Source organism: Geminocystis herdmanii PCC 6308 (assembly GCF_000332235.1).
GTDB lineage: Bacteria > Cyanobacteriota > Cyanobacteriia > Cyanobacteriales > Cyanobacteriaceae > Geminocystis > Geminocystis herdmanii.
This window is the reverse complement of sequence record NZ_CM001775.1, coordinates 3,797,217-3,817,070: the sequence shown is the minus strand read 5'-3', so window position 1 is coordinate 3,817,070 and position 19,854 is coordinate 3,797,217. Positions and strand designations below refer to the sequence as shown.

The following is a 19,854-nucleotide window of genomic DNA, read 5'->3' as shown; positions in this document are numbered from 1 at the left end:
GAGAATTGAGAATTGAGAATTGAGAATTAAAAACTTCAAACTAACAAATTTTAACCTCTGCTTGTCTTCCTGTCTCCTAGTCTTCCTGTCTCCTATTCTCTCCCTAATTAGTGAATACATTTTTCTCAGTTCACGTTAAAATTAGAAAATTATTTTAGAAGTCAAATTTAACCTATGAGTAGTTTAAAAGGTAGAGATTTATTAAGTATTGCTGACTTAACCCCCGAAGAAATTAGAACTATCCTTGATTTAGCTTCAGATTTAAAAAAGGGTGAAATACAATTTAACAGTAACAAAACTTTAGGACTTTTATTTTATAAAGCCTCTACTCGCACAAGGGTTTCTTTTAGCGTTGCTATGTATCAATTAGGGGGTAATGTTATCGACTTAAATCCTAGTCGTACTCAAGTTGGTAGGGGTGAACCTCTGGAAGATACCGCAAGAGTACTCGATCGATATTTAGATATTTTAGCAATTCGTACCTTTGCTCAAGAGGATATACAAACCTTTGCTAACTATAGTAAAATTCCCATTATCAACGCCCTAACAGATTTAGAACATCCCTGTCAGATTTTAGCAGATTTACAGACGATCGAAGAATCTTTTGGATGCCTAGAAGGTTTAACTCTCACCTACTTAGGAGACGGGAATAACGTGGCGCATTCCTTATTATTAGGGGGGGTTTTAATGGGGATGAATGTGCGAATAGCTGCGCCCGAAGGCTATTTACCCGATGAAAATGTAGTAAAACAAGCTCAAGCCTTAGCCACAAAACCCGAACAAGTAGTTGTCACCCAATCCCCCAAAGAAGCCGTAGAAAATGCCCATGTTTTATATACAGATGTATGGGCAAGTATGGGACAGGAAGAAGAAACCGCTCAAAGAGTCCCCATTTTTCAACCCTATCAAATCAACCAAGAATTAGTTAACCTAGCTGATGATAGTGCCATTATTTTACATTGCCTTCCTGCCTATCGTGAAAAAGAGATTACAACGGAGGTAATGGAAGGGCGACAATCTCGCATTTGGGATGAAGCAGAAAATAGAATGCACGCCCAAAAAGCCTTAATGGCTTGTCTCTTAGGCTTAAATGAATAATAAAAAAGTTCGTAGGGGTGAATGGTATTCACCCTCTACAAAATGGTATTCACCCTTTACAAACAAAAAATTTTATTATTCCTCATGGGTTATTTTCCCCCTGTGAGGGAAATGGTGGCGACTCCAAGGGTTTTCAATTTGGCGTTGCTTAACACTTTTATCCCTTCATTGACGGTTGTACCCGTGGTATAAATATCATCGATAATGAGAATTTGTTGCATTTTGTTGATTTTTTCATAGTCTTTGCCAATACTAAAGGCTTTCTCCATGTTCGCTTTTCTTTGTTGAGGAGTGAGGCTAAACATGGCTTCTGTGTTTTTCACTCTGATTAGTAATTGTGTTTTGAGGGGATAACCCGTGACATCACAAAAACCCCTTGCAATTAATTCGGCTTGATTGAATCCCCTCGTTTTCAATTTTTCGGGATGTAAGGGGATGGGTATAACCGTTAATTGAGCATAGGTTTTTTTATATCCTGATTCTAACCATGCTTTTCCTAGCCAATTTCCGAATAATTCCCCTATTTCTTTATTTTTATCATATTTGAGGGAGGCGATCGATCTTCTTAAATAATCATCATATTTACCCCACGAAAATAACAGATAATTTTGAAGACTAAATTGTTTATACTTGGTAAGTTGACAATGGCGTAATTTTTGCTCACAATATCGACAAATAATCTTATCGCTCGATCGTTGACAAAGAGGACAATTTGATTTAAGAAATAAAGATAAAAAATTGTTCAACATTTCTTTAATTTAGTCAATAATTTTACTGTTTAAGCAACTTAAAAAATGGAAATAAAGTTTAGAGAATTTAACCCTTTTGATATATGGTTTTGGATCGAATTTGATCATGTACCATCGGACATGGAAAAGCAATATATAGAAGAATTATTTAACTCATGGTTTTATCTAGGAAAATTAGGAGCATTTAATGCCGAAAATTTACAAATTCAAGACTTAGGTATTGATATTAGTTACATGGATTATGATCACGATTTAGCCGAAAATTCTCTGATGTCTCCTATGCACAATATGGGAGAGTTTGAGTTTTTAAGTAATTGGGGAAGATGTTGGTTTGATTTAGGTACTAGCGATTTAATCGGCATCGATATTTTAATCAATGCGTTACGAGAATTAGCTAAAGAATATGTAGGAATTAATCAGTTTATTATTGGGGGAGAAAATGAAGATTGGCGCGTAAATAAAAAAGATGATTATGGTTTTTCCGAAGAAGATTAACTTTTACAAAATTAACTCACTTTAGTAGAGTTTAGCTGTTAGCAATGAAATTTATTTCTTTGTAGGGTAATGATTTTTACCTATAACCTATAAATTAGTTGTAAAATTTTCGCCCCCTAACCCCCAAACTTGGGGGAATTAAAGGGAAATTTTCAAAGAGTTTTTAAGGAGAAAATTAGACATTTTTATTTCTCATTTCTCCTATTTTTTTGATAATCCAACTCAATAATGCACCCAAAAATAAAATGCCAATGGCTGGGTTAAATACAGGTATCCATAGTTGATACCATATATCCCATACCAAAGGGAATCCCATCGATCGACCTACAATGGCGATCGCAAACCAAAAAAAGGCAATAATAACTAAAAATACATCAGCAATTAAAAATCGATCGAGCCACATTAATAACTTTTCTTTCATAAGCAAAATAAGATAATTTTAAATAGAGAAGATATATAATAAATACTATAGTGATGATATAGAGTAAAAGCTAATGACAGAAACAGAAATTAAGAATATCATTCAACAACAATTACCAGAATTAATCAGTAAAGACCCACTAATTCGGGATTTTATTCTTCGTACTGTATCAGAATATTATGCACCGAAACAAGAAACCGAAAGTAAATTTGACAGAATTTTAGCAGAATTACAGCGCGATCGAGAAGAACAAGCCCGTAAATGGGATGAACAAAATCGTAAATGGGAGGAAAACAATCGAGAAATCAAAAAAATGCAAAACCAGATTGATGACAGTTTGGAAGAAATCAAAAAACTCTCTAAAAAATATGAAAGTACCATCGGTGCTTTGGGTTCAAGATGGGGTTTATATTCTGAAGCTAGTTTTCGTAATGCCCTCAAAGGTATTCTCGAAGATTCTTTTGGGGTACAAGTTTTGAATGTCAATGAATTTGACGATGAAGGAGAAGTTTTTGGCAGACCCGATCAAGTGGAAATTGATGTTATTGTAAAAAATGGTTTATTGATTCTTTGTGAGATCAAATCTTCCATCGATAAAGCTGGAATGTATAGCTTCGATCGAAAAGTGGCTTTTTATGAAAAACGTCATCAACGTAAAGCCGATCGAAAATTAGTAATTTGTCCTATGGTGGATGATCGTGCGAAACCTGTTGCTAAAAACTTAGGCATCGAAATGTATAGTTACGCCGACACCGTAGAATTAAATTAATCACCTTTTTTCTGTCTCCCTGTCTTCCAGTCTTCCTGTCTTCTTATCTCCTCTAAATTCAATATCTTTTCCCTTGATATAAGCCAAAGTCAATGATAGGATAACCACATAATCTTATCAAACTTAGATTTATGACTCAAGATTGGTCAAATTTACTCACTCAATTACTCGATCGACAATCTTTAACCGAAACCCAAGCCTCCCACTTAATGGAAGGGTGGTTAAACAATGAAATTCCTCCCGTTTTGTCTGGGGCAATTTTAGCATCTATTCAAGCTAAAGGTGTGAGCGGTACAGAGTTGGCAGGAATGGCTCAAGTATTACAAGCTCAGTGCCGTAACTCAGAAAATATCACCCATGCTTATCCCGTGATCGACACTTGTGGGACAGGGGGAGACGGAGCTTCCACCTTTAATATTTCTACGGCGGTGGCTTTTGTGGCTTCGGCGGCAGGAGTTAAAGTAGCAAAACACGGAAATCGATCGGCTTCTAGTAAAGTTGGTTCGGCGGATGTATTAGAATATTTAGGGATCAAGTTAAACGGTGAAGAAACTCAATATAAACAAGCCTTAGAACAAGTGGGGATCACTTTTTTATTCGCCCCCGGATGGCATCCTGCCATGAAAGCTGTTGTACCTTTACGACAAGAATTGAAAATTAGAACCATTTTTAATTTATTAGGTCCTTTAGTCAATCCTTTACGCCCCACTGGTCAAGTTATTGGAGTATATGATACTAAATTTATTAATCCAGTAGTAAGTGCCTTAAAATCTTTATCTTTAGATAAGGCGATCGTACTCCATGGGAGAGAAAAACTAGACGAGGCAGGATTAGGAGACATTACCGATTTAGCTTTTTTCCACAAGGGAGAAATTACCATTACCACCCTTCACCCCGAAGCATTAAACCTCACTCCTGCACCCCTAAGCGCCCTTAAAGGGGGAGATGTTCAAGAAAATGCGGAAATTCTCACCAAAGTATTACAAGGCAAAGGCACACAAGCACAAAATGATGTGGTTATTCTTAACGCTTCTTTAGCTTTACAAGTGGGAGAAGTAGTACCTATGGGAGATCATCACAGTTCGATCGAACTTTGTCGTCAAATCCTTGCTAGTGGCACACCTTGGGATAAACTAACTCAATTAGCTAACTTTTTTAACTAAAATAGCTCGATCGAGCTATGAAGCAATCTCTGTTGTCATTGCGAGGTACGAAGCAATCTGAAGCAACCTCATATCATCATTATTACCAAGAGAGTTTTCATTCTTTAGCTGAAAATATCAACGAGTTAAGTTATAATTTTCCTGAGTATTAGATATTGAATATTATTATTATTTTTAATAAACTTTTATAGTTATCGAAATTTTAAAAAACTCAAACATAAAATTTCATCCCCGAATCCTATAACCTACCCATGACAAATGATTATGTAGCAGAAATGAATGAATCCGATTTAAACCTTGAGGAATATTTAGAACCATCGGCGAAAAAACCTGTTAATCGTAGTAATCCACCAGTTCGATCGGGGAAACGAGTGAAACAAGGAAATGAGTCATTAGAAACAAATATGAACTTTAATCAAATTATCCCTAGCAACGTCGCTAAAATAAAAGTTATTGGAGTGGGCGGTGGAGGTTGTAATGCAGTTAATCGCATGATTCAAGGTAATGTGGTAGGAGTTGAATTTTGGCAAATCAATACCGATGCCCAAGCCTTAGCCCAATCTATGGTAACAAATTGCTTACAAATAGGTCAAAAACTCACCCGAGGCTTAGGTGCTGGGGGTAATCCGGCAATCGGACAAAAAGCCGCCGAAGAATCCAGAGAGGAGATCGCCAAAACCCTCGAAAATACAGATTTAGTCTTTATTACAGCAGGAATGGGAGGCGGTACAGGCACAGGTGCTGCTCCCATTGTCGCCGAAATAGCCAAAGAAATGGGATGTTTAACCGTGGGAGTTGTCACTCGTCCTTTTACCTTTGAAGGTCGTCGTCGTACAAACCAAGCCGAAGATGGTATCCAAGCCTTAGAAAGCAAAGTTGACACTTTAATTGTCATTCCCAACAATAAATTATTATCTGTGATTCCTCCCGAAACTCCCTTACAAGAATCCTTCCGTATGGCTGATGATACTTTAAGACAAGGAGTTCAAGGTATCTCCGATATAATTACTATTCCGGGATTAGTCAACGTTGATTTTGCTGACGTTAGAGCTGTTATGGCGGACGCTGGTTCGGCTTTAATGGGTATTGGTATCGGTTCAGGAAAATCGAGGGCAAAAGAAGGCGCTGTAGCGGCAATTTCTTCTCCTTTACTAGAATCTTCCATTCAAGGAGCGACAGGAGTTGTCATCAATATTACTGGTGGTAGTGATTTAACCTTGCACGAAGTAAACACCGCCGCCGAAACCATTTATGAGATAGTTGATCCCAATGCTAATATCATTTTTGGGGCGGTAATTGATGAAAAAATGCAGGGAGAAATTCGCATTACTGTAATCGCTACGGGTTTTTCTGGCGAACCGAGAATAGCTCCTGTTACTAAAACAGTTACAGCACCAAAACAGGATACTTTGACAAATCCGAATCCGACTAATCCTGTCAACAACACTCCCAATAATGATCCCAATAATGTGGCACAAGGCTTAGATATTCCTGAGTTTTTACAACGTCGTCGTTTTCCACGCCGTTAAAAAGGGTTAAAACCCTTACTACAAACCAATCTATAACGCATTTTTTTGTAGGGGTTGAACAATGTTCAACCCATTTTCATCGATCGAATTTTGTACACTGATTTTAAATTATTTTATGGACGTAAAAGAGTATCAATTATTAACCAGAAAAACGGCTATTTATCCTCAAGAAACTTTCTTAGAATACCTGACTTTAGGTTTAGCTTCTGAAGCTGGAGAGGTTAGCGGTGTTGTCAAAAAATATATCAGAAAAGATAATGATTTAGACACAGCAAAAGAGAAGTTAATTAAAGAATTAGGGGATGTAATGTGGTATTGGGCTAGACTTTGTGATGAATTGGGTTTAAACCCTGAAGAAGTCATGGAAAAAAATATTAATAAACTCCTTAATAGAAAAGCCAATAACACTTTACAAGGTGACGGGGACGATCGATAAAAAAGTAAGGAGTAAAGACGTAAAATTTTACGTCTCTACTGAAACAGGTTTTTTCATTCTCTAAATTTAATTTAACTCAAAAGTATAATTAAGAAGAAATCTAAGCATTTTTTATGATTAGCAAATCAATTATTATTAAAAATCATGATATTTTTTGTGGAAATGGAGTTCAATTTATTGAACGGTATCTAAAATAATAAACTGAAAATAAACAATTTATGAATTATCAAGACCCTTTAAAGGATGGGAAAAGTAGAATAGAACTTATTGATTCTATGGGAAATGATCTCAGTATTGTTAATGATGCTAGAGCGTCTTTTGAAAAAACTTCTTCAGAATTAAATGAGCAAGATATTAAGTTAATTAAATATCTGATTACCCATAAACATACTAGCCCTTTTCGTGGTGTAGTATTTAAGTTTAAAGTGAAAGCTCCTTTGTATGTATGCCGACAGTGGTGGAAACACGTTATCGCAAGTAATCATAATGACGAACAGCTAGGATGGAATGAAAAAAGTTTTCGGTATGTTTCGATCGACGACAGTAATGAGTTTTATATTCCGCCTGTATTCAGAAAACAATCAAAAAACAATAAACAAGCTACCATAGGCAGTTTAGACACGGAAACGAATGACATCGCCATTGAAATTTATAAACAACAATGTGAGGCTAGTTATGAGGCTTATTCTAAATTATTATCATTGGGAGTGGGTAGAGAACAAGCTAGAGGGGTTTTAATTCCTTCGGTTTATACCAGTTGGGTGTGGACTGTATCATTACAAGCTCTCTTAAATTTCATCGATTTACGATTGGGAAAGGGCGCTCAAGGTGAAATAGGGGCTTATGCTCAAGCTATTGTCGAATTGATTAAACCTATAGTACCCTGTTCGATCGAAGCATGGACTTCCAACGGACAAAAATAAACTTTGTTCGATCGAATAACAGGCAAGATGCCTGTTTTACGGGGATAAGAAATATTCCTAAAAAGGCAAGTTAAATGCGTCTTGGCTTAGTTATGGTGATTTGCGTTTTTTAGGATTGATCGTGACGTAGCCGCCGCTATGGTAATAGAACAACGTGGGTTAACAGCCGTTGGGCAGACGGTGTTGCAGTCTGTGGAGGATCGTGGTATCGGGGCTGTGGAGAAATCGACAGCTAGAACCACCCGAAGAAGCAGAAAATCCAAGTAGCGATATTTGGAAGCCCACGTCTGTACCGTAGGTCAGCGTGGGAGTGTCACAGAGGTGGAGACTGCAATCATTGAGTTAAGTAAGAGGTTATATGACTAATCCCCAGATTGACAATTTGGAAAGGGTAGCGACACTTTTGGCAAATATTCCCACAAGGTTTGTTTTTACTGGAGGGCGACTATTGTTTTATATGTGGATGAAATATTACGGGATGAACTTCGCCCGACTTTGGATGTCGATTGTGTGGTAGAGGTTTTTTCACGGGGGGAATATTATGCTTTGGCACAAAGGTTACGGGAGGTAGGGTTGGAGGAGTCTAGGGTTGATAATAGATTTAATTAACAGGTTTGCTAGATAACTTATAATCGTTTTTATCAAAACTTTTTACAGAAAGAGTTTTATATTTTACTGTTCGTTGTTCAATTATTATTATAAATAAAAGGACTCATTCCTCAAAATTGAAGCAACAATGATTAAATTAGCCAGTAGAATATCTCAAGTTAATCCTTCCATTACCCTTACTATCACCGCTAAAGGTAAAGCTATGAAAGCTGAAGGACTAGACGTTTGTAGTTTTAGTGCCGGTGAGCCAGATTTTGATACTCCTGATCATATCAAGTTAGCGGCAAAAAAAGCCTTAGATGAAGGTAAAACTAAATATGGTGCGGCAGCAGGAGAAATGCCTTTGCGTCAAGCCATTGCCAATAAGCTCAAAAAAGATAACAATTTAGACTATAAAGCGGAAAATGTCATCGTTACCAATGGCGGTAAACACTCTTTATATAATTTAATGATGGCACTTATCGAACAGGATGACGAGGTAATTATTCCTGCACCTTATTGGTTAAGTTATCCTGAAATGGTGACATTGGCTGGAGGAAAATCTGTGATTGTTACTACGACTGCCGAAAATGAGTATAAAATTACTCCTAAGCAGTTAGAGGAGGCGATTACTCCGAAAACTAAGTTATTTGTTTTAAATTCCCCTTCTAATCCTACTGGTTCAGTATATACTCCTGATGAGATTAAGGCATTAGCGGAAGTTATTGTTAAACATGATATTTTAGTGGTATCTGATGAAATTTACGAGAAAATTCTTTATGATGGTGCAACCCATTTAAGTATTGGTGCGGTTAATGAGGAGATTTTTAAACGCACTCTGATTAGTAATGGTTTTGCTAAGGCTTATTCCATGACGGGATGGCGTGTAGGTTATATCGCTGGGGATGTTAATATTATCAAAGCGATGACTACTGTGCAAGGTCATAGTACTTCTAATGTCTGTACTTTTGCTCAATATGGTGCGATCGCAGCTTTAGAATCTTCTCAAGACTGTGTAGCAGAAATGTTACTTTCTTTCGCGCAAAGAAGAAAAGTTATGTATTCTGCTGTTAAATCTATTGCTAATGTTAGTACTCCTTTACCAGCAGGGGCTTTTTATTTGTTTATTGATATTAGCAACACTGGTTTAAAATCCCTTGAATTTTGCGATAAGTTACTCACTCAAGAAAAGGTAGCTACTATTCCGGGGGTTGCTTTTGGTAATGATAACTGTATTCGTTTATCTTATGCTACTGATATGGATTCGATCGAAAAAGGTATGACTAGATTAAGTCACTTTATCGAGTCACTGTAATCAGGTGTTAGGTTTTAGGTGTTAGGTTTTAGGTTAAATAATGAAAAATCAAGATTTTGAGTCATTTTCTTCCCCCTCTTCCCCCTCTTCCCCCTCTTCCCCCTCTTCCCCCTCTCACCTTCATCAATTTTCTTTTGTCGAACTCAGTTATTCTTAGCCCGATCGAATTAAAATATAAAGGATATTAAACGAAAATTTTAGTAAAAAAACGAATGAAAAGTACTGTTTTATCTTCAGAAACCATAACATTAGACCCTAATTATCGTATCCCTTTTGTGATAATTATTGGTGGTATTGCCTTAAGTTTATTACAAATTATTCTCGGTGCTGTAGTGATCTTATTTGGCATATTTTTACTTATTCAAGCTAACATAATTAAGTTAAAATTTACCTCGATCGCACTAGAAGTTTATCGAGGAGAAAAAAATATTAGAACCTTTCCTTATATAGAATGGGAAAATTGGGAAATTTTTTGGCAACCTGTACCGATTTTGCTATACTTTAAAGAAGTTAATAGTATTCATTTTATTCCTATTATATTTGATGCCATAACCTTGAGAGAATGTTTAGAAAAATATTGTAAAAAAGCATAAATTCTCTTGGTTTAATGACTAAAACATAATAAAAATTACTATTTTATTGATTAACTAAATTATTAAAAATTACTATGTCCGAGACTAAAAAAGAATCTTTAGAAAACAATACCGAATTAGATTATTTTGATGATGATGATTTATGGGAAATGCAATCAGAAAAGCCCCAGAAGACTAATAAAACTTTGGAATCTATAGAATCTGAAGAATTAGAAGCAGAGGAAAATAATGAATCTTTAACAGAAGAATTAAATATTTTATCTTTAGATGATATAGATTATCCTCAAGAGGAAGAATCAAAATCTTTTGTAGAAGAAAGTAAAATTGAGAAGCAAGAAATAGAGTTTAAACCAGAGGAAATTAAACAAGAAATAAACACAAATATTGAAGTAGAAAATAATGAGGTAAAAACAGAAATTAATACCTTAGAAAATCAAACTCAAGAGTTATTAAAAGAACAAGAAAATATTAGAAAAAATATTAGTTTATTAGTCCAAGAAGGCTTAAAAGAATTAGAACAAAAAAAACAAAATTTAGAGTTAGAAATTCAAAAATTAGAACGGCGAAAAGAGAAAATCGATCGAGAAATGAAAACCACTTTTTCTGGAGTTTCTCAAGATTTAGCCATTCGAGTACAAGGTTTTAAAGATTATTTAGTTGGTAGTTTACAAGACTTAACATCCGCCGTCGAACAGTTAGAATTAACTAATAACAACTCTCCATCATGGGAAGAAACGCCAACTCCTACTCCTATAAATCAAAATAAAAACCCCAATCCGAGCTTTGTGGAGAAAAACTTTAAGGAAGAAATCCGTCAAATTCGTGGTTTACTAGATCAATATCGTACTCGCCCTGATTACTATGGTGCACCTTGGCAATTACGGCGTACCTTTGAACCTATCCACGCTGAAAGGGTTGGAGAATGGTTTTTTACTCAAGGAGGACGGGGTAGCTTACGCAGTATGAGTTCAAGACTACAAAATATTTTGATCGCTTCTGCCATTATGTCTATACTTTATCAGTTATACGGCGATCGAACCCGAACTCTCATTTTATCAGATACCCCCGAAAGACTAGGAGAATGGAGACGAGGTTTACAAGACTGTTTAGGAATTTCCCGTAGTGATTTTGGACCGAATCGAGGAGTAGTATTGTTTGAAACACCAGAATCCCTAATTCAAAAGGGCGATCGCATTATCGAAGAAAAAGATTTACCCTTAGTTATCATGGATCAAACCGATGACAAAGTAAGCCTATCACTGTTAAAATTTCCCCTATGGTTAGCATTTGCCCCAGAAACCACAACTCAATCCTCTAATTATTATTACTAAAAAAACGAAATAATTTTATTAATTACTAACTATTACTTATGGCAAAATACATTTTATTCGGAAGTTATTGCGATAACGCTTTAGAAAAAAGAACGCCCTATCGTCAAGCGCATTTAGAAGGATTAGGCAAACAAAAAGAACAAGGTATTTTAGTTACTTTAGGACCTACAAAAGATAATAGTAAAGTCTTTGGTATTTATGAGGCAGAAAATGAAGCCATAGTCAAAAATTTAGTAGAATCTGATCCTTATTGGCAAAACAATATTTGGACAGATTATGAAATTAAAGAGTGGATTCAAGCCTTTTAAAAAAATCTTGGGGTGTTAGGGTATTAGGGGATTAGGGGGATTTATTGCTTACAAATTTTAAGTAATAATAAATCTTGAAATAATCAATTTATGATAGTAAATTATCAAAACTGATTACTTATTACGGTTATCGAGCGTAGTCCAGATAACTAGAGTCGAAGTGTCGTAGTCAAAGTATGCGTTATTCATTACTCCCTCTTAATCAAAAATTTGAAAATGAAACAGCCCCCACATTTGGGGGGGAATTAAAGAGGGAATTGTTCCAAATTTAACTTATTATTAATAGTTTATAAAAAAATATGACCACAACAACTAAGTACGAAGCAATTATTGGTTTAGAAACCCATTGTCAACTTAATACAAATACAAAAATTTTCTGTAATTGTTCGACAAATTTTGATAGTCCTCCTAATACGAATGTTTGTCCTATTTGTTTGGGACATCCGGGGGTTTTACCTGTCTTAAATGAAGAAGTGTTAAACTCTGCGATTAAAATGGGTTTAGCCATTGACGGACAAATTGCTAGTTATAGTAAATTCGATCGAAAACAATATTTTTATCCTGATTTACCAAAGAATTATCAAATATCTCAATTTGATTTACCTATCGTTGAACATGGTAAATTAGAAATTGAATTAGTTGATCCTAAAACCAAAGAAGTCAGAAAAAAAACCATCGGTATTACCCGTTTACATATGGAAGAAGATGCGGGAAAATTAGTTCATGGTGGGAGCGATCGATTAGCAGGATCAACTCATTCTTTAGTGGACTTTAATCGCACTGGTATCCCTTTATTAGAAATTGTTTCCGAGCCAGATTTGCGTAGTGGACAAGAAGCCTCAGAATATGCCCAAGAATTGCGCCGAGTGGTGCGTTATTTGGGTATTGGTAACGGTAATATGCAAGAAGGCTCACTCCGTTGTGATGTAAATATTTCTGTTCGTCCTGTAGGACAAAAAGAGTTCGGTGTCAAAGTGGAAATCAAAAATATGAACTCCTTTAGCGCCATTCAAAAAGCCATTGAGTACGAGATTGAAAGACAAATTGACACCATCGAAAATGGCGGTTCGATCGTACAAGAAACTCGTTTGTGGGACGAAGGAAAACAATGTACCTTTAGTATGAGAATCAAAGAAGGCTCAAGCGATTATCGTTATTTTCCCGAACCTGATTTACCTCCTTTAGAAGTCAGTAAGGCACAATTAGAAGCATTACAAAAATTATTACCTGAATTACCAGCCCAAAAACGTACTCGTTACGAAGCCGAATTTGGCTTATCTGCCTATGATGCTAGGGTTTTGACGGACGATCGAGATGTAGCACTTTATTTTGAAGCAGTAGTAGCAAGTGGTGCAAGTGTCAAAGGTTCAGCTAACTGGGTAACACAGGATATAGCGGCATATTTGAATAGTAATGTGGAGTTAACCATCAATGATATTGCTTTAAAACCTGAGATGTTAGGGGAATTAATTACTTTAATTGAAAACGGCACAATTAGCGGTAAAATTGCCAAAGATTTACTACCAGAATTGTTAGTTAAAGGCGGTTCTCCTAAAGAAATTGTGGAAAGTAAAGGCTTAATCGCCATATCTAATCCTGATGAATTAGCAGAAATTATTGATAAAATTATCGCTGATAATCCCGATAAATTAGCACAATTTAAAGCTGGAAAGACTAAATTACAAGGGTTTTTTGTGGGACAAATTATGAAGGAAACAGGTGGAAAAGCTGATCCTAAATTAGCGAATAAAATCCTCAATGAAAAACTAAATAAATAATTTAGGATGGGTTAGAAAGGGGAAAATCTGAACTTTTAATCAAGTAATATTTTCCTTTTTTTTATCCATCAAAGACTACGAAAAAACAATTAAAAAAGGCAAAAGGCAAGAGGCAAGAGGCAACCCCTAATTATGAAATCTTTACCAACTTCGTTTCTCATTATCTTCGCTAAATTTGTTTGGAAAAGTTTATGGTTAGCGATGATGTCTCAATTAGCACCTAGTGAAAAGGGGAGTTATAATCGCCCGTTGAGTCAATTTCGCCATCAAATGAATGGGGATAATAATATTTATACCCCAGAAGTCGATCGATATTGTTTATATGTAGGCATTGGTTGCCCTTGGGCACATCGTACTTCGATCGTAAGGAAGTTGAAAGGATTAGAAAATGTGATTGATATTAATATTGTTATTCCCTCAGTGAATCAAGGGGGGTGGATAATGGAGGAAGTGTCAGAAAATTGTGAGAGTCTCAGGCAACTTTATCAGTTATCGCAACCTAATTATAAAGGACGTTGCACCGTGCCAGTGTTATGGGATAAAAAGACGAAAACCATTGTTAATAATGAGAGTGCGGAAATTATTGTTATCCTGAATAACCAGTTTAATGAATATGCCACTAATGGTGATTTAAACCTTTATCCTGATGAGCTTAAATCGGAGATAGACTCATGGAATGAGAAAATTTACCATCATGTTAATAATGGGGTGTATCGTTGCGGTTTTGCTCAAACCCAAGAGGCTTACGAGGAGGCTTGTAGAGGTTTATTCGCTGTTTTAGATGATATTGAGGCAAATTTAGGCAATAATCGTTATTTATGTTTCGATCGATTAACTTTAGCAGATATTCGCTTATTTACTACTCTAATTCGTTTTGATGCTGTTTATTACAGTTTATTTAAGTGTAGTTTAAGATCGATCGAGAGTTACCCTAATTTAAGCCGATATGTTAAAGACATTGATAATTTATCGGGAGTAAAAGAGACTTACGATTTAAAAGTTATTCAAAAAGATTATTTCGGTAATTTATTCCCTCTTAATCCCAGTGGAATTATTCCCCTATAATCAAAATGTTATAATCTTGACAATTTTTCTTCCTGTCCACTTGTCCACCTGTCTCGTCTTCACCATTTTTCTTCTGTCGAACTGAGGTAAACCCCTATGAGTATTTTAAAAATTGTCAATCTAGGGCAACAAATCAATTCCCGTTGGCTATGGCGTAATCTTTCCTTTACGTTGCCATCGGGGGAAAGTTTAGGATTGGTGGGGGCAACGGGTACTGGTAAAAGTGTACTATTAAGGGCGATCGCACATTTAGATACACCCTTAGAAGGAGAAATTATCTATCAAGATAAAAATATTGTCTCTTGGGATATACCAAACTATCGTTCTCAGGTGATATACTTACATCAACGATCAGTAATGTTTGAAGGTACGGTGGAAGATAATTTAAAATATATTTATCGTTTAGACATTCACAAACAGCGTGAATATGACACCTCTAAAATAACTCAATGGTTAGATTTGTTCGATCGATCTGTATCTTTTTTAGCACAATCTGCCAGTAACTTATCGGGGGGAGAAAGTCAGATAGTGGCTTTAATTCGTGCCTTACAACTTGACCCCATGATACTATTATTAGATGAATGTACCGCTTCTTTAGATGCAAAAACTACGGCACAGGTAGAAAGTGCCATCGCTCTGTGGCTCAAGGAAAATCCGCAGAGGGCTTGTATTTGGACAAGCCATGACAGTAATCAAATCGATCGTGTTACCGATAAACAATTGATTCTTAAAAATGTCTGATAACTATATATCTCTTGATTATTTCCAATTAGGGGGAGCAGTAGCACTAATCCTCATCAACATAATTCTTTCTGTGTGGTTACGACTAGGGTTAGAAAAATCGCTCTTTATCGCCTCCCTAAGAATGGTGATACAATTACTTTTAATTGGCTATGTGTTGGAATGGTTATTTAACCTTTCTAATCCTTGGTTAGTTATCTCGATCGCCCTTATAATGGCTAGTATCGCAGGAATATCCGCCGTAAACCGTACCTCCCGAAGATTTCCAAGTATATATTGGCGTAGTTTAATTTCCGTCTTAATATCCTCATTTGTGATTACTAATTTATCCGTAGCAGGAATTATCAGAGTCGAGCCTTGGTATAATCCTCAATATCTTATTCCCTTATTAGGTATGATTTTAGGAAATACCCTCACTGGAATATCCCTCGGCTTAGACAAATTCATGGATAACCTCGTGAAAAATCGTCACCAAGTAGAAACCCTTTTATCCTTGGGTGCTACTCGTTGGGAAGCAACTCATCAAGAAATTACTTCCGCCATTGCTACGGGCATGATTCCGATGATTAACTCCATGATGGTAATGGGTTTAGTTAGTTTACCCGGTATGATGACAGGGCAAATTTTAGCAGGTGCTTCCCCTTTAAATGCTGTTCGTTATCAAGTTGTTATCACCTTTGCGATCGCCTCTGGCAGTGCATTGGGTACATTGATGGTAGTATTATTAGCTTGGATTGCCCTGACGACTCCTAACCATCAATTAAAAATCGCCATTCTCAATAATACCAAGAAGGTTTAATAATAGTTCGATTTTATTTGATCAATATTTTTTGGTGGGGGGGGCAGAAAAATTTTCTGCTCCTACAATTTTTATATTTTTTAAAATTAGAAATTCGATCGAACCTCCCCACTTTTCGATCGCCAAAGGCTGCGGGAGCAGGTCAAACTTTTTTACGAAATATATTTTTTCTAGTTAAATCAATACAATTTTGCCAATATTTTAGGGCTTCTTCTTGTTTATTTTCCCTTAATTGCTGTTGCAATTTAGCTAATTTTCCTGGTCCAAAACCGAATATCTGGAATTTTTTAGGTTTTTCACGAGTATTTTTTCATTCAGTGTCTCACGGTTAACGATCGCGCAGCGCCACTTTCAGTGATCGAAAAATTTTATTCGTGAATCTTGCATAAATCAACAAAGTTCACCTGATAAATAAGTAGAGAAACAAATACTAATCAACATATTGTTATTTTGGGGTAAATATAATGTCTTACAATTTATTCGAGATTCCGTCAGAAAGTAATCATCATGTAGATATAGTTTGGGCTGATCCCGAAAATTCTGATCGAAACGCTTATAATCATTATAGTTATACGATCGAAACCACAGACAGAGAAAGCGAAGTATTAGAAAAAAGAGGTATTCGTTTTCGTAACTTTCGTAATTGGCAATTAATCAAACAAAGAAATCCTGACATTTTAACTCAGCTTAAAAAAAATCAGGGATATTATGTCGGTGAAAGTGTTTTATCCCAAAACTTTATTGATCATCATTCTCAAGTTAAAACTGTTTTAAAATTAGGTGCATTAGAATTATTAGCAAATCTCTATTCAGGAAGAATTACAGCTAGTGATAAAGATCCTTTTCCTCATCAACTAGCATTACAACAATACTTGAAAAATCATGAATCAGGAATTAAAAGAGTTTTAATTGCCGATGAAGTAGGGTTGGGAAAAACGATCGAAATAGGCTTAATCTTGAGAGATAAACTAATTACTCAAGGATTAGAAAATTTTAGCTGTCTTTATTTAACCTCTGGAGGATTGACAGAGGATGTCAAAATAAAACTCCGTAGCGTCATTAAAGATCAAGATGATAGCTTAATCACTGTAGTAAACTCTTTTCGAGATTACGGTGATCCCATTAGCCAAAAAGGTATTCGTATTGCCAGTATGCACGCCGCTAGACGTTATCTGAGTCCAAAAGACAAAAAAGATTTAGCAAAAGGAGTTAAACCAAATATTGTAATTATCGATGAATGTCATCATTGTGCTAGTAATGGTAATCTTAACGGTAAATCTTTAAAGGATTTTAATGACACTACTCAGGCTTATATTGCCGCCCATCAAATTATTACAGGTAAATACTGGCTTGACTCAGAAGCCCCTGATTTAGTAATTTTAATGAGTGCCACTCCATTTCGTTCTGCTAATCAGTTTACGAATTTATTACGATTATTAGCACATCAAACAGTTCTCAAAAATGCCTTTGATAAAGATATTGAGCAAAAACAGTTATTAGAAGCTATCTCTCAAGAAAATTCTCAAGTCGCAATAGTATGGCGACAACAAGATGAGATTCGTAATTGGCAAGATAAAAGGCTATTTCCCCAATTAACCATTATTCGTCCTCATCGAGAAGGAGAAACAAGGTTAGAAAAAACCGATGAGGAATATTTATCTACTTTAGAAACAATTAAAAAGACTGTCCAAAAAATTTATCGTAATCATGGTGATAGTTTTGGCGGTTTTGCCACTGCACATCTTGAAACTCGCTTAACCAGTAGCTCTTTAGCAGGTGCTTGTTGGTTATTTCGCTGGTGCGTTCGACATCATAGTAAATGGCAAAGTGAGAAAGCCTATAAAAGCGATAATTCTCCTGATACCGAAAATTTAAGAGAGTTAATTCGCCAAATTTCCAAAAATTTATCTCAATTTGATGAAGATAGAGAAAGTGATTATGCCAAAGAAGTTAGTTTTCCTTCTGATGGTAACTTTTCTTTTAAAGCCAGTAACTTGAAAGATGGTAGTATTCCAGCTATTTATGAATTTCAAAAACGTCTTTTAGAAAATGTCAACCCAAGAGAAAAAGCTGATAAAAATGATGATGATATTGAAATAGATAGTGATTTACAAGCATCGGCAGAAGAAATTTTAATTTTGACAGAGTTAGGTTTAGACTTACTTAAATCAGGCCGAAGTGTAGAAAATGCTAAATTAAACTGGTTAGGAGAAATGTTAAAAGCTCATCCTGACTCCCGTTTTTTAGTATTCACAGAAGTATTGCAAACTACGGCAATTATTAAAGCTACTTTTATGAAAGAGAGTCTTGCCTTAACAGGCAGTTTAAATACTGATGAAAGAGCAGAAATTGTGAAGAAATTTTACGATCGAAACAGAAATTATCGTATTTTAGTGGCTACTTCTGCCGCCGATGAAGGCTTAGATTTTCAGATAGCGAATAAAGTAGTACATTGGGATATTAGCCCTGATCCAGCCATTTTAATGCAAAGAAATGGTAGAGTAGCTCGATTGGGGCAAATTTCGGATGTTACCGCTTATTATCTCATTTTAGAAGGCACTTTAGCCGAAAAACGAGATAGTGCGTTATGGGAACGTTTAGCCGATGCAGGAGTTAATGATCCTCGTATGCAATTAAAAATTTTAGGACAATTAGACAATAAACAACAGGAAAAAATCACTGAGGCAATTCAAAATGGAAAAGTAGATACTAATACTGTAGATAAAGTTTTAATCTCTGCTCGACAACATAGTGAAGTAATGGAAATGGAATTAAAAAGACTAAATGAAAAATTAAAACCGATGGAAGTTTTAGATCGAGATAAACTATTAAAACGCCTTAAAGTTTGGGAAAAAATAGACACTACTCAATACGACTTTTATAAACATAAGTTGACTTTTGAACAAAAAGAGTGGGAACGTCCTATATTTGGAGAAGAAAAAACGGAAATGGAATCAGCTATTTCTGATGTTTTAGTTATTCAACATTTTCGGAATCAAAAAACTCGTTATAATTTTGATCCAGAGTTTGGACTTTTTAGTCAAGAAAAAAATATTAATCCTTTAGCTGGTTTATTGCCTTGGTATATTGACAATAATGCTCAGAGAGGAGATACAAAACAATTTAAACCTCTTATCGGAGTTGATCCTATTGGAACTTTAACGGAGTCTTTGGCACGGCAAAAACAAGCGGATTTTATGGTAATTTCTCAGACTAATTTTGCTCAAAAATTTCCAGATTTGAAAGATTATCAATATATAGTTTTTATTGCTCATCCTTTGAGTGAATTAGAACATAATAATAAATTAGAACGTGCTAAATATTTAACTTATTATGGTTTTTCAGAACAATTTGAACAACCTATTAATATTAATGGTGCAAGTGCGATCGAAACTAATCAAATGATTATGTTTTTAGAGGAAGAAATTATGAAAGAAATTAATTTTACTGAATTTAATCTTATCGAAGAAGCTAAAAAAATGGGAGAAAAAATTACTAATTGGGTAAAAAATTCCTTTAATTTAGGAGATGATTTATTTGCCGAAAATACTAATTATTTTGTACCTATTCCAGTCGCTCTAATCAAAATCATCAATGATTTACCTGAACAAAATATTAATCATAATCAAGATTATAATTCTTATTAGATTTCAGTTCGATCGAACCTAATTAAACTCGATCGATTTATTAAAATCATCCATAACTTTTGGGTAAAGGTAAGCAGTGAAATTTCCTGTAGGGGTTGAATAATAT

The 19,854-nt window shown here is 35.3% G+C and carries 19 protein-coding genes; 17 read left to right on the top strand and 2 right to left on the bottom strand.

Annotated features, from left to right (window positions below; translation table 11 throughout):
• Window positions 1–174: 174 nt before the first annotated feature.
• Window positions 175–1,098: an ornithine carbamoyltransferase gene (argF, locus tag SYN6308_RS19110; protein WP_017296063.1), complete on the top strand. Its 924-nt coding sequence runs from the start codon at window positions 175–177 to the stop codon at window positions 1,096–1,098.
• 89 nt (window positions 1,099–1,187) lie between these two features.
• On the opposite strand, the gene SYN6308_RS19105 is transcribed toward argF, so the two are convergent.
• Window positions 1,188–1,847, bottom strand: coding sequence for a ComF family protein (locus tag SYN6308_RS19105; protein WP_017296062.1), 660 nt, complete (start codon window positions 1,845–1,847; stop codon window positions 1,188–1,190).
• Between the two features lie 45 nt (window positions 1,848–1,892).
• Between SYN6308_RS19105 and SYN6308_RS19100 the strand changes: the two genes are divergently transcribed.
• Entirely contained in the window at window positions 1,893–2,342 is a 450-nt protein-coding gene (locus tag SYN6308_RS19100) for a DUF3531 family protein (protein WP_017296061.1), read from the top strand.
• 175 nt (window positions 2,343–2,517) lie between these two features.
• Here the strand turns inward: SYN6308_RS19100 and SYN6308_RS19095 are convergent, their stop codons facing one another.
• A complete protein-coding gene (locus SYN6308_RS19095) occupies window positions 2,518–2,763 on the bottom strand; it encodes a hypothetical protein (protein ID WP_026102171.1) in 246 nt (81 codons plus the stop codon).
• Window positions 2,764–2,836: 73 nt separating this feature from the next.
• Here SYN6308_RS19095 and SYN6308_RS19090 point away from each other — a divergent pair, with 73 nt between their 5' ends.
• The 15 genes from SYN6308_RS19090 to SYN6308_RS19005 all read left to right on the top strand — a co-directional run bounded on the left by SYN6308_RS19090 (window position 2,837) and on the right by SYN6308_RS19005 (window position 19,748).
• Window positions 2,837–3,532: a PD-(D/E)XK nuclease family protein gene (locus SYN6308_RS19090; RefSeq protein ID WP_017296059.1), complete on the top strand. Its 696-nt coding sequence runs from the start codon at window positions 2,837–2,839 to the stop codon at window positions 3,530–3,532.
• A gap of 131 nt (window positions 3,533–3,663) precedes the next feature.
• The gene (trpD, locus tag SYN6308_RS19085) at window positions 3,664–4,695 is read left to right on the top strand and encodes an anthranilate phosphoribosyltransferase (RefSeq protein ID WP_017296058.1); all 1,032 of its coding nucleotides are present in this window, start codon (window positions 3,664–3,666) and stop codon (window positions 4,693–4,695) included.
• 251 nt (window positions 4,696–4,946) lie between these two features.
• The gene (gene ftsZ / locus SYN6308_RS19080) at window positions 4,947–6,224 is read left to right on the top strand and encodes a cell division protein FtsZ (RefSeq protein ID WP_017296057.1); all 1,278 of its coding nucleotides are present in this window, start codon (window positions 4,947–4,949) and stop codon (window positions 6,222–6,224) included.
• A gap of 115 nt (window positions 6,225–6,339) precedes the next feature.
• Window positions 6,340–6,660: a nucleoside triphosphate pyrophosphohydrolase family protein gene (locus SYN6308_RS19075; protein WP_017296056.1), complete on the top strand. Its 321-nt coding sequence runs from the start codon at window positions 6,340–6,342 to the stop codon at window positions 6,658–6,660.
• Between the two features lie 218 nt (window positions 6,661–6,878).
• Window positions 6,879–7,583, top strand: coding sequence for an FAD-dependent thymidylate synthase (gene thyX, locus SYN6308_RS19070; RefSeq protein WP_017296055.1), 705 nt, complete (start codon window positions 6,879–6,881; stop codon window positions 7,581–7,583).
• Between the two features lie 459 nt (window positions 7,584–8,042).
• The gene (locus SYN6308_RS25025; RefSeq protein ID WP_158412770.1) at window positions 8,043–8,192 is read left to right on the top strand and encodes a hypothetical protein; all 150 of its coding nucleotides are present in this window, start codon (window positions 8,043–8,045) and stop codon (window positions 8,190–8,192) included.
• A gap of 130 nt (window positions 8,193–8,322) precedes the next feature.
• On the top strand, window positions 8,323–9,486 hold the full coding sequence (locus SYN6308_RS19065) for a pyridoxal phosphate-dependent aminotransferase (protein ID WP_026102170.1): 1,164 nt from the start codon (window positions 8,323–8,325) through the stop codon (window positions 9,484–9,486).
• Window positions 9,487–9,698: 212 nt separating this feature from the next.
• Window positions 9,699–10,079 (top strand): DUF3119 family protein, encoded by a 381-nt coding sequence (locus SYN6308_RS19055; RefSeq protein WP_017296052.1) that lies wholly within the window; start codon window positions 9,699–9,701, stop codon window positions 10,077–10,079.
• Window positions 10,080–10,153: 74 nt separating this feature from the next.
• Entirely contained in the window at window positions 10,154–11,410 is a 1,257-nt protein-coding gene (locus tag SYN6308_RS19050; RefSeq protein WP_017296051.1) for a DUF3086 domain-containing protein, read from the top strand.
• A gap of 38 nt (window positions 11,411–11,448) precedes the next feature.
• A complete protein-coding gene (locus SYN6308_RS19045; RefSeq protein ID WP_017296050.1) occupies window positions 11,449–11,718 on the top strand; it encodes a YciI family protein in 270 nt (89 codons plus the stop codon).
• Window positions 11,719–12,017: 299 nt separating this feature from the next.
• Window positions 12,018–13,496, top strand: a complete 1,479-nt coding sequence (gene gatB, locus SYN6308_RS19035) for an Asp-tRNA(Asn)/Glu-tRNA(Gln) amidotransferase subunit GatB (protein ID WP_017296048.1) — start codon at window positions 12,018–12,020, stop codon at window positions 13,494–13,496.
• Window positions 13,497–13,628: 132 nt separating this feature from the next.
• Entirely contained in the window at window positions 13,629–14,561 is a 933-nt protein-coding gene (locus SYN6308_RS19030; protein ID WP_017296047.1) for a glutathione S-transferase family protein, read from the top strand.
• 96 nt (window positions 14,562–14,657) lie between these two features.
• Window positions 14,658–15,302, top strand: coding sequence for an ABC transporter ATP-binding protein (locus SYN6308_RS19025; protein WP_017296046.1), 645 nt, complete (start codon window positions 14,658–14,660; stop codon window positions 15,300–15,302).
• A complete protein-coding gene (locus SYN6308_RS19020) occupies window positions 15,295–16,101 on the top strand; it encodes an ABC transporter permease (protein WP_017296045.1) in 807 nt (268 codons plus the stop codon). The genes SYN6308_RS19025 and SYN6308_RS19020 overlap by 8 nt, the downstream gene beginning before the upstream one ends.
• A gap of 464 nt (window positions 16,102–16,565) precedes the next feature.
• Window positions 16,566–19,748: a helicase-related protein gene (locus tag SYN6308_RS19005; protein WP_017296043.1), complete on the top strand. Its 3,183-nt coding sequence runs from the start codon at window positions 16,566–16,568 to the stop codon at window positions 19,746–19,748.
• Window positions 19,749–19,854: the final 106 nt, after the last annotated feature.

Coding starts and splice junctions, on each gene's coding strand:
- argF (WP_017296063.1), top strand. CDS start 175: ATGAGTAGTTTAAAAGGTAGAGATTTATTAAGTATTGCTGACTTAACC.
- SYN6308_RS19105 (WP_017296062.1), bottom strand. CDS start 1,847: ATGTTGAACAATTTTTTATCTTTATTTCTTAAATCAAATTGTCCTCTT.
- SYN6308_RS19100 (WP_017296061.1), top strand. CDS start 1,893: ATGGAAATAAAGTTTAGAGAATTTAACCCTTTTGATATATGGTTTTGG.
- SYN6308_RS19095 (WP_026102171.1), bottom strand. CDS start 2,763: ATGAAAGAAAAGTTATTAATGTGGCTCGATCGATTTTTAATTGCTGAT.
- SYN6308_RS19090 (WP_017296059.1), top strand. CDS start 2,837: ATGACAGAAACAGAAATTAAGAATATCATTCAACAACAATTACCAGAA.
- trpD (WP_017296058.1), top strand. CDS start 3,664: ATGACTCAAGATTGGTCAAATTTACTCACTCAATTACTCGATCGACAA.
- ftsZ (WP_017296057.1), top strand. CDS start 4,947: ATGACAAATGATTATGTAGCAGAAATGAATGAATCCGATTTAAACCTT.
- SYN6308_RS19075 (WP_017296056.1), top strand. CDS start 6,340: ATGGACGTAAAAGAGTATCAATTATTAACCAGAAAAACGGCTATTTAT.
- thyX (WP_017296055.1), top strand. CDS start 6,879: ATGAATTATCAAGACCCTTTAAAGGATGGGAAAAGTAGAATAGAACTT.
- SYN6308_RS19055 (WP_017296052.1), top strand. CDS start 9,699: ATGAAAAGTACTGTTTTATCTTCAGAAACCATAACATTAGACCCTAAT.
- SYN6308_RS19050 (WP_017296051.1), top strand. CDS start 10,154: ATGTCCGAGACTAAAAAAGAATCTTTAGAAAACAATACCGAATTAGAT.
- SYN6308_RS19045 (WP_017296050.1), top strand. CDS start 11,449: ATGGCAAAATACATTTTATTCGGAAGTTATTGCGATAACGCTTTAGAA.
- gatB (WP_017296048.1), top strand. CDS start 12,018: ATGACCACAACAACTAAGTACGAAGCAATTATTGGTTTAGAAACCCAT.
- SYN6308_RS19030 (WP_017296047.1), top strand. CDS start 13,629: ATGAAATCTTTACCAACTTCGTTTCTCATTATCTTCGCTAAATTTGTT.
- SYN6308_RS19025 (WP_017296046.1), top strand. CDS start 14,658: ATGAGTATTTTAAAAATTGTCAATCTAGGGCAACAAATCAATTCCCGT.
- SYN6308_RS19020 (WP_017296045.1), top strand. CDS start 15,295: ATGTCTGATAACTATATATCTCTTGATTATTTCCAATTAGGGGGAGCA.
- SYN6308_RS19005 (WP_017296043.1), top strand. CDS start 16,566: ATGTCTTACAATTTATTCGAGATTCCGTCAGAAAGTAATCATCATGTA.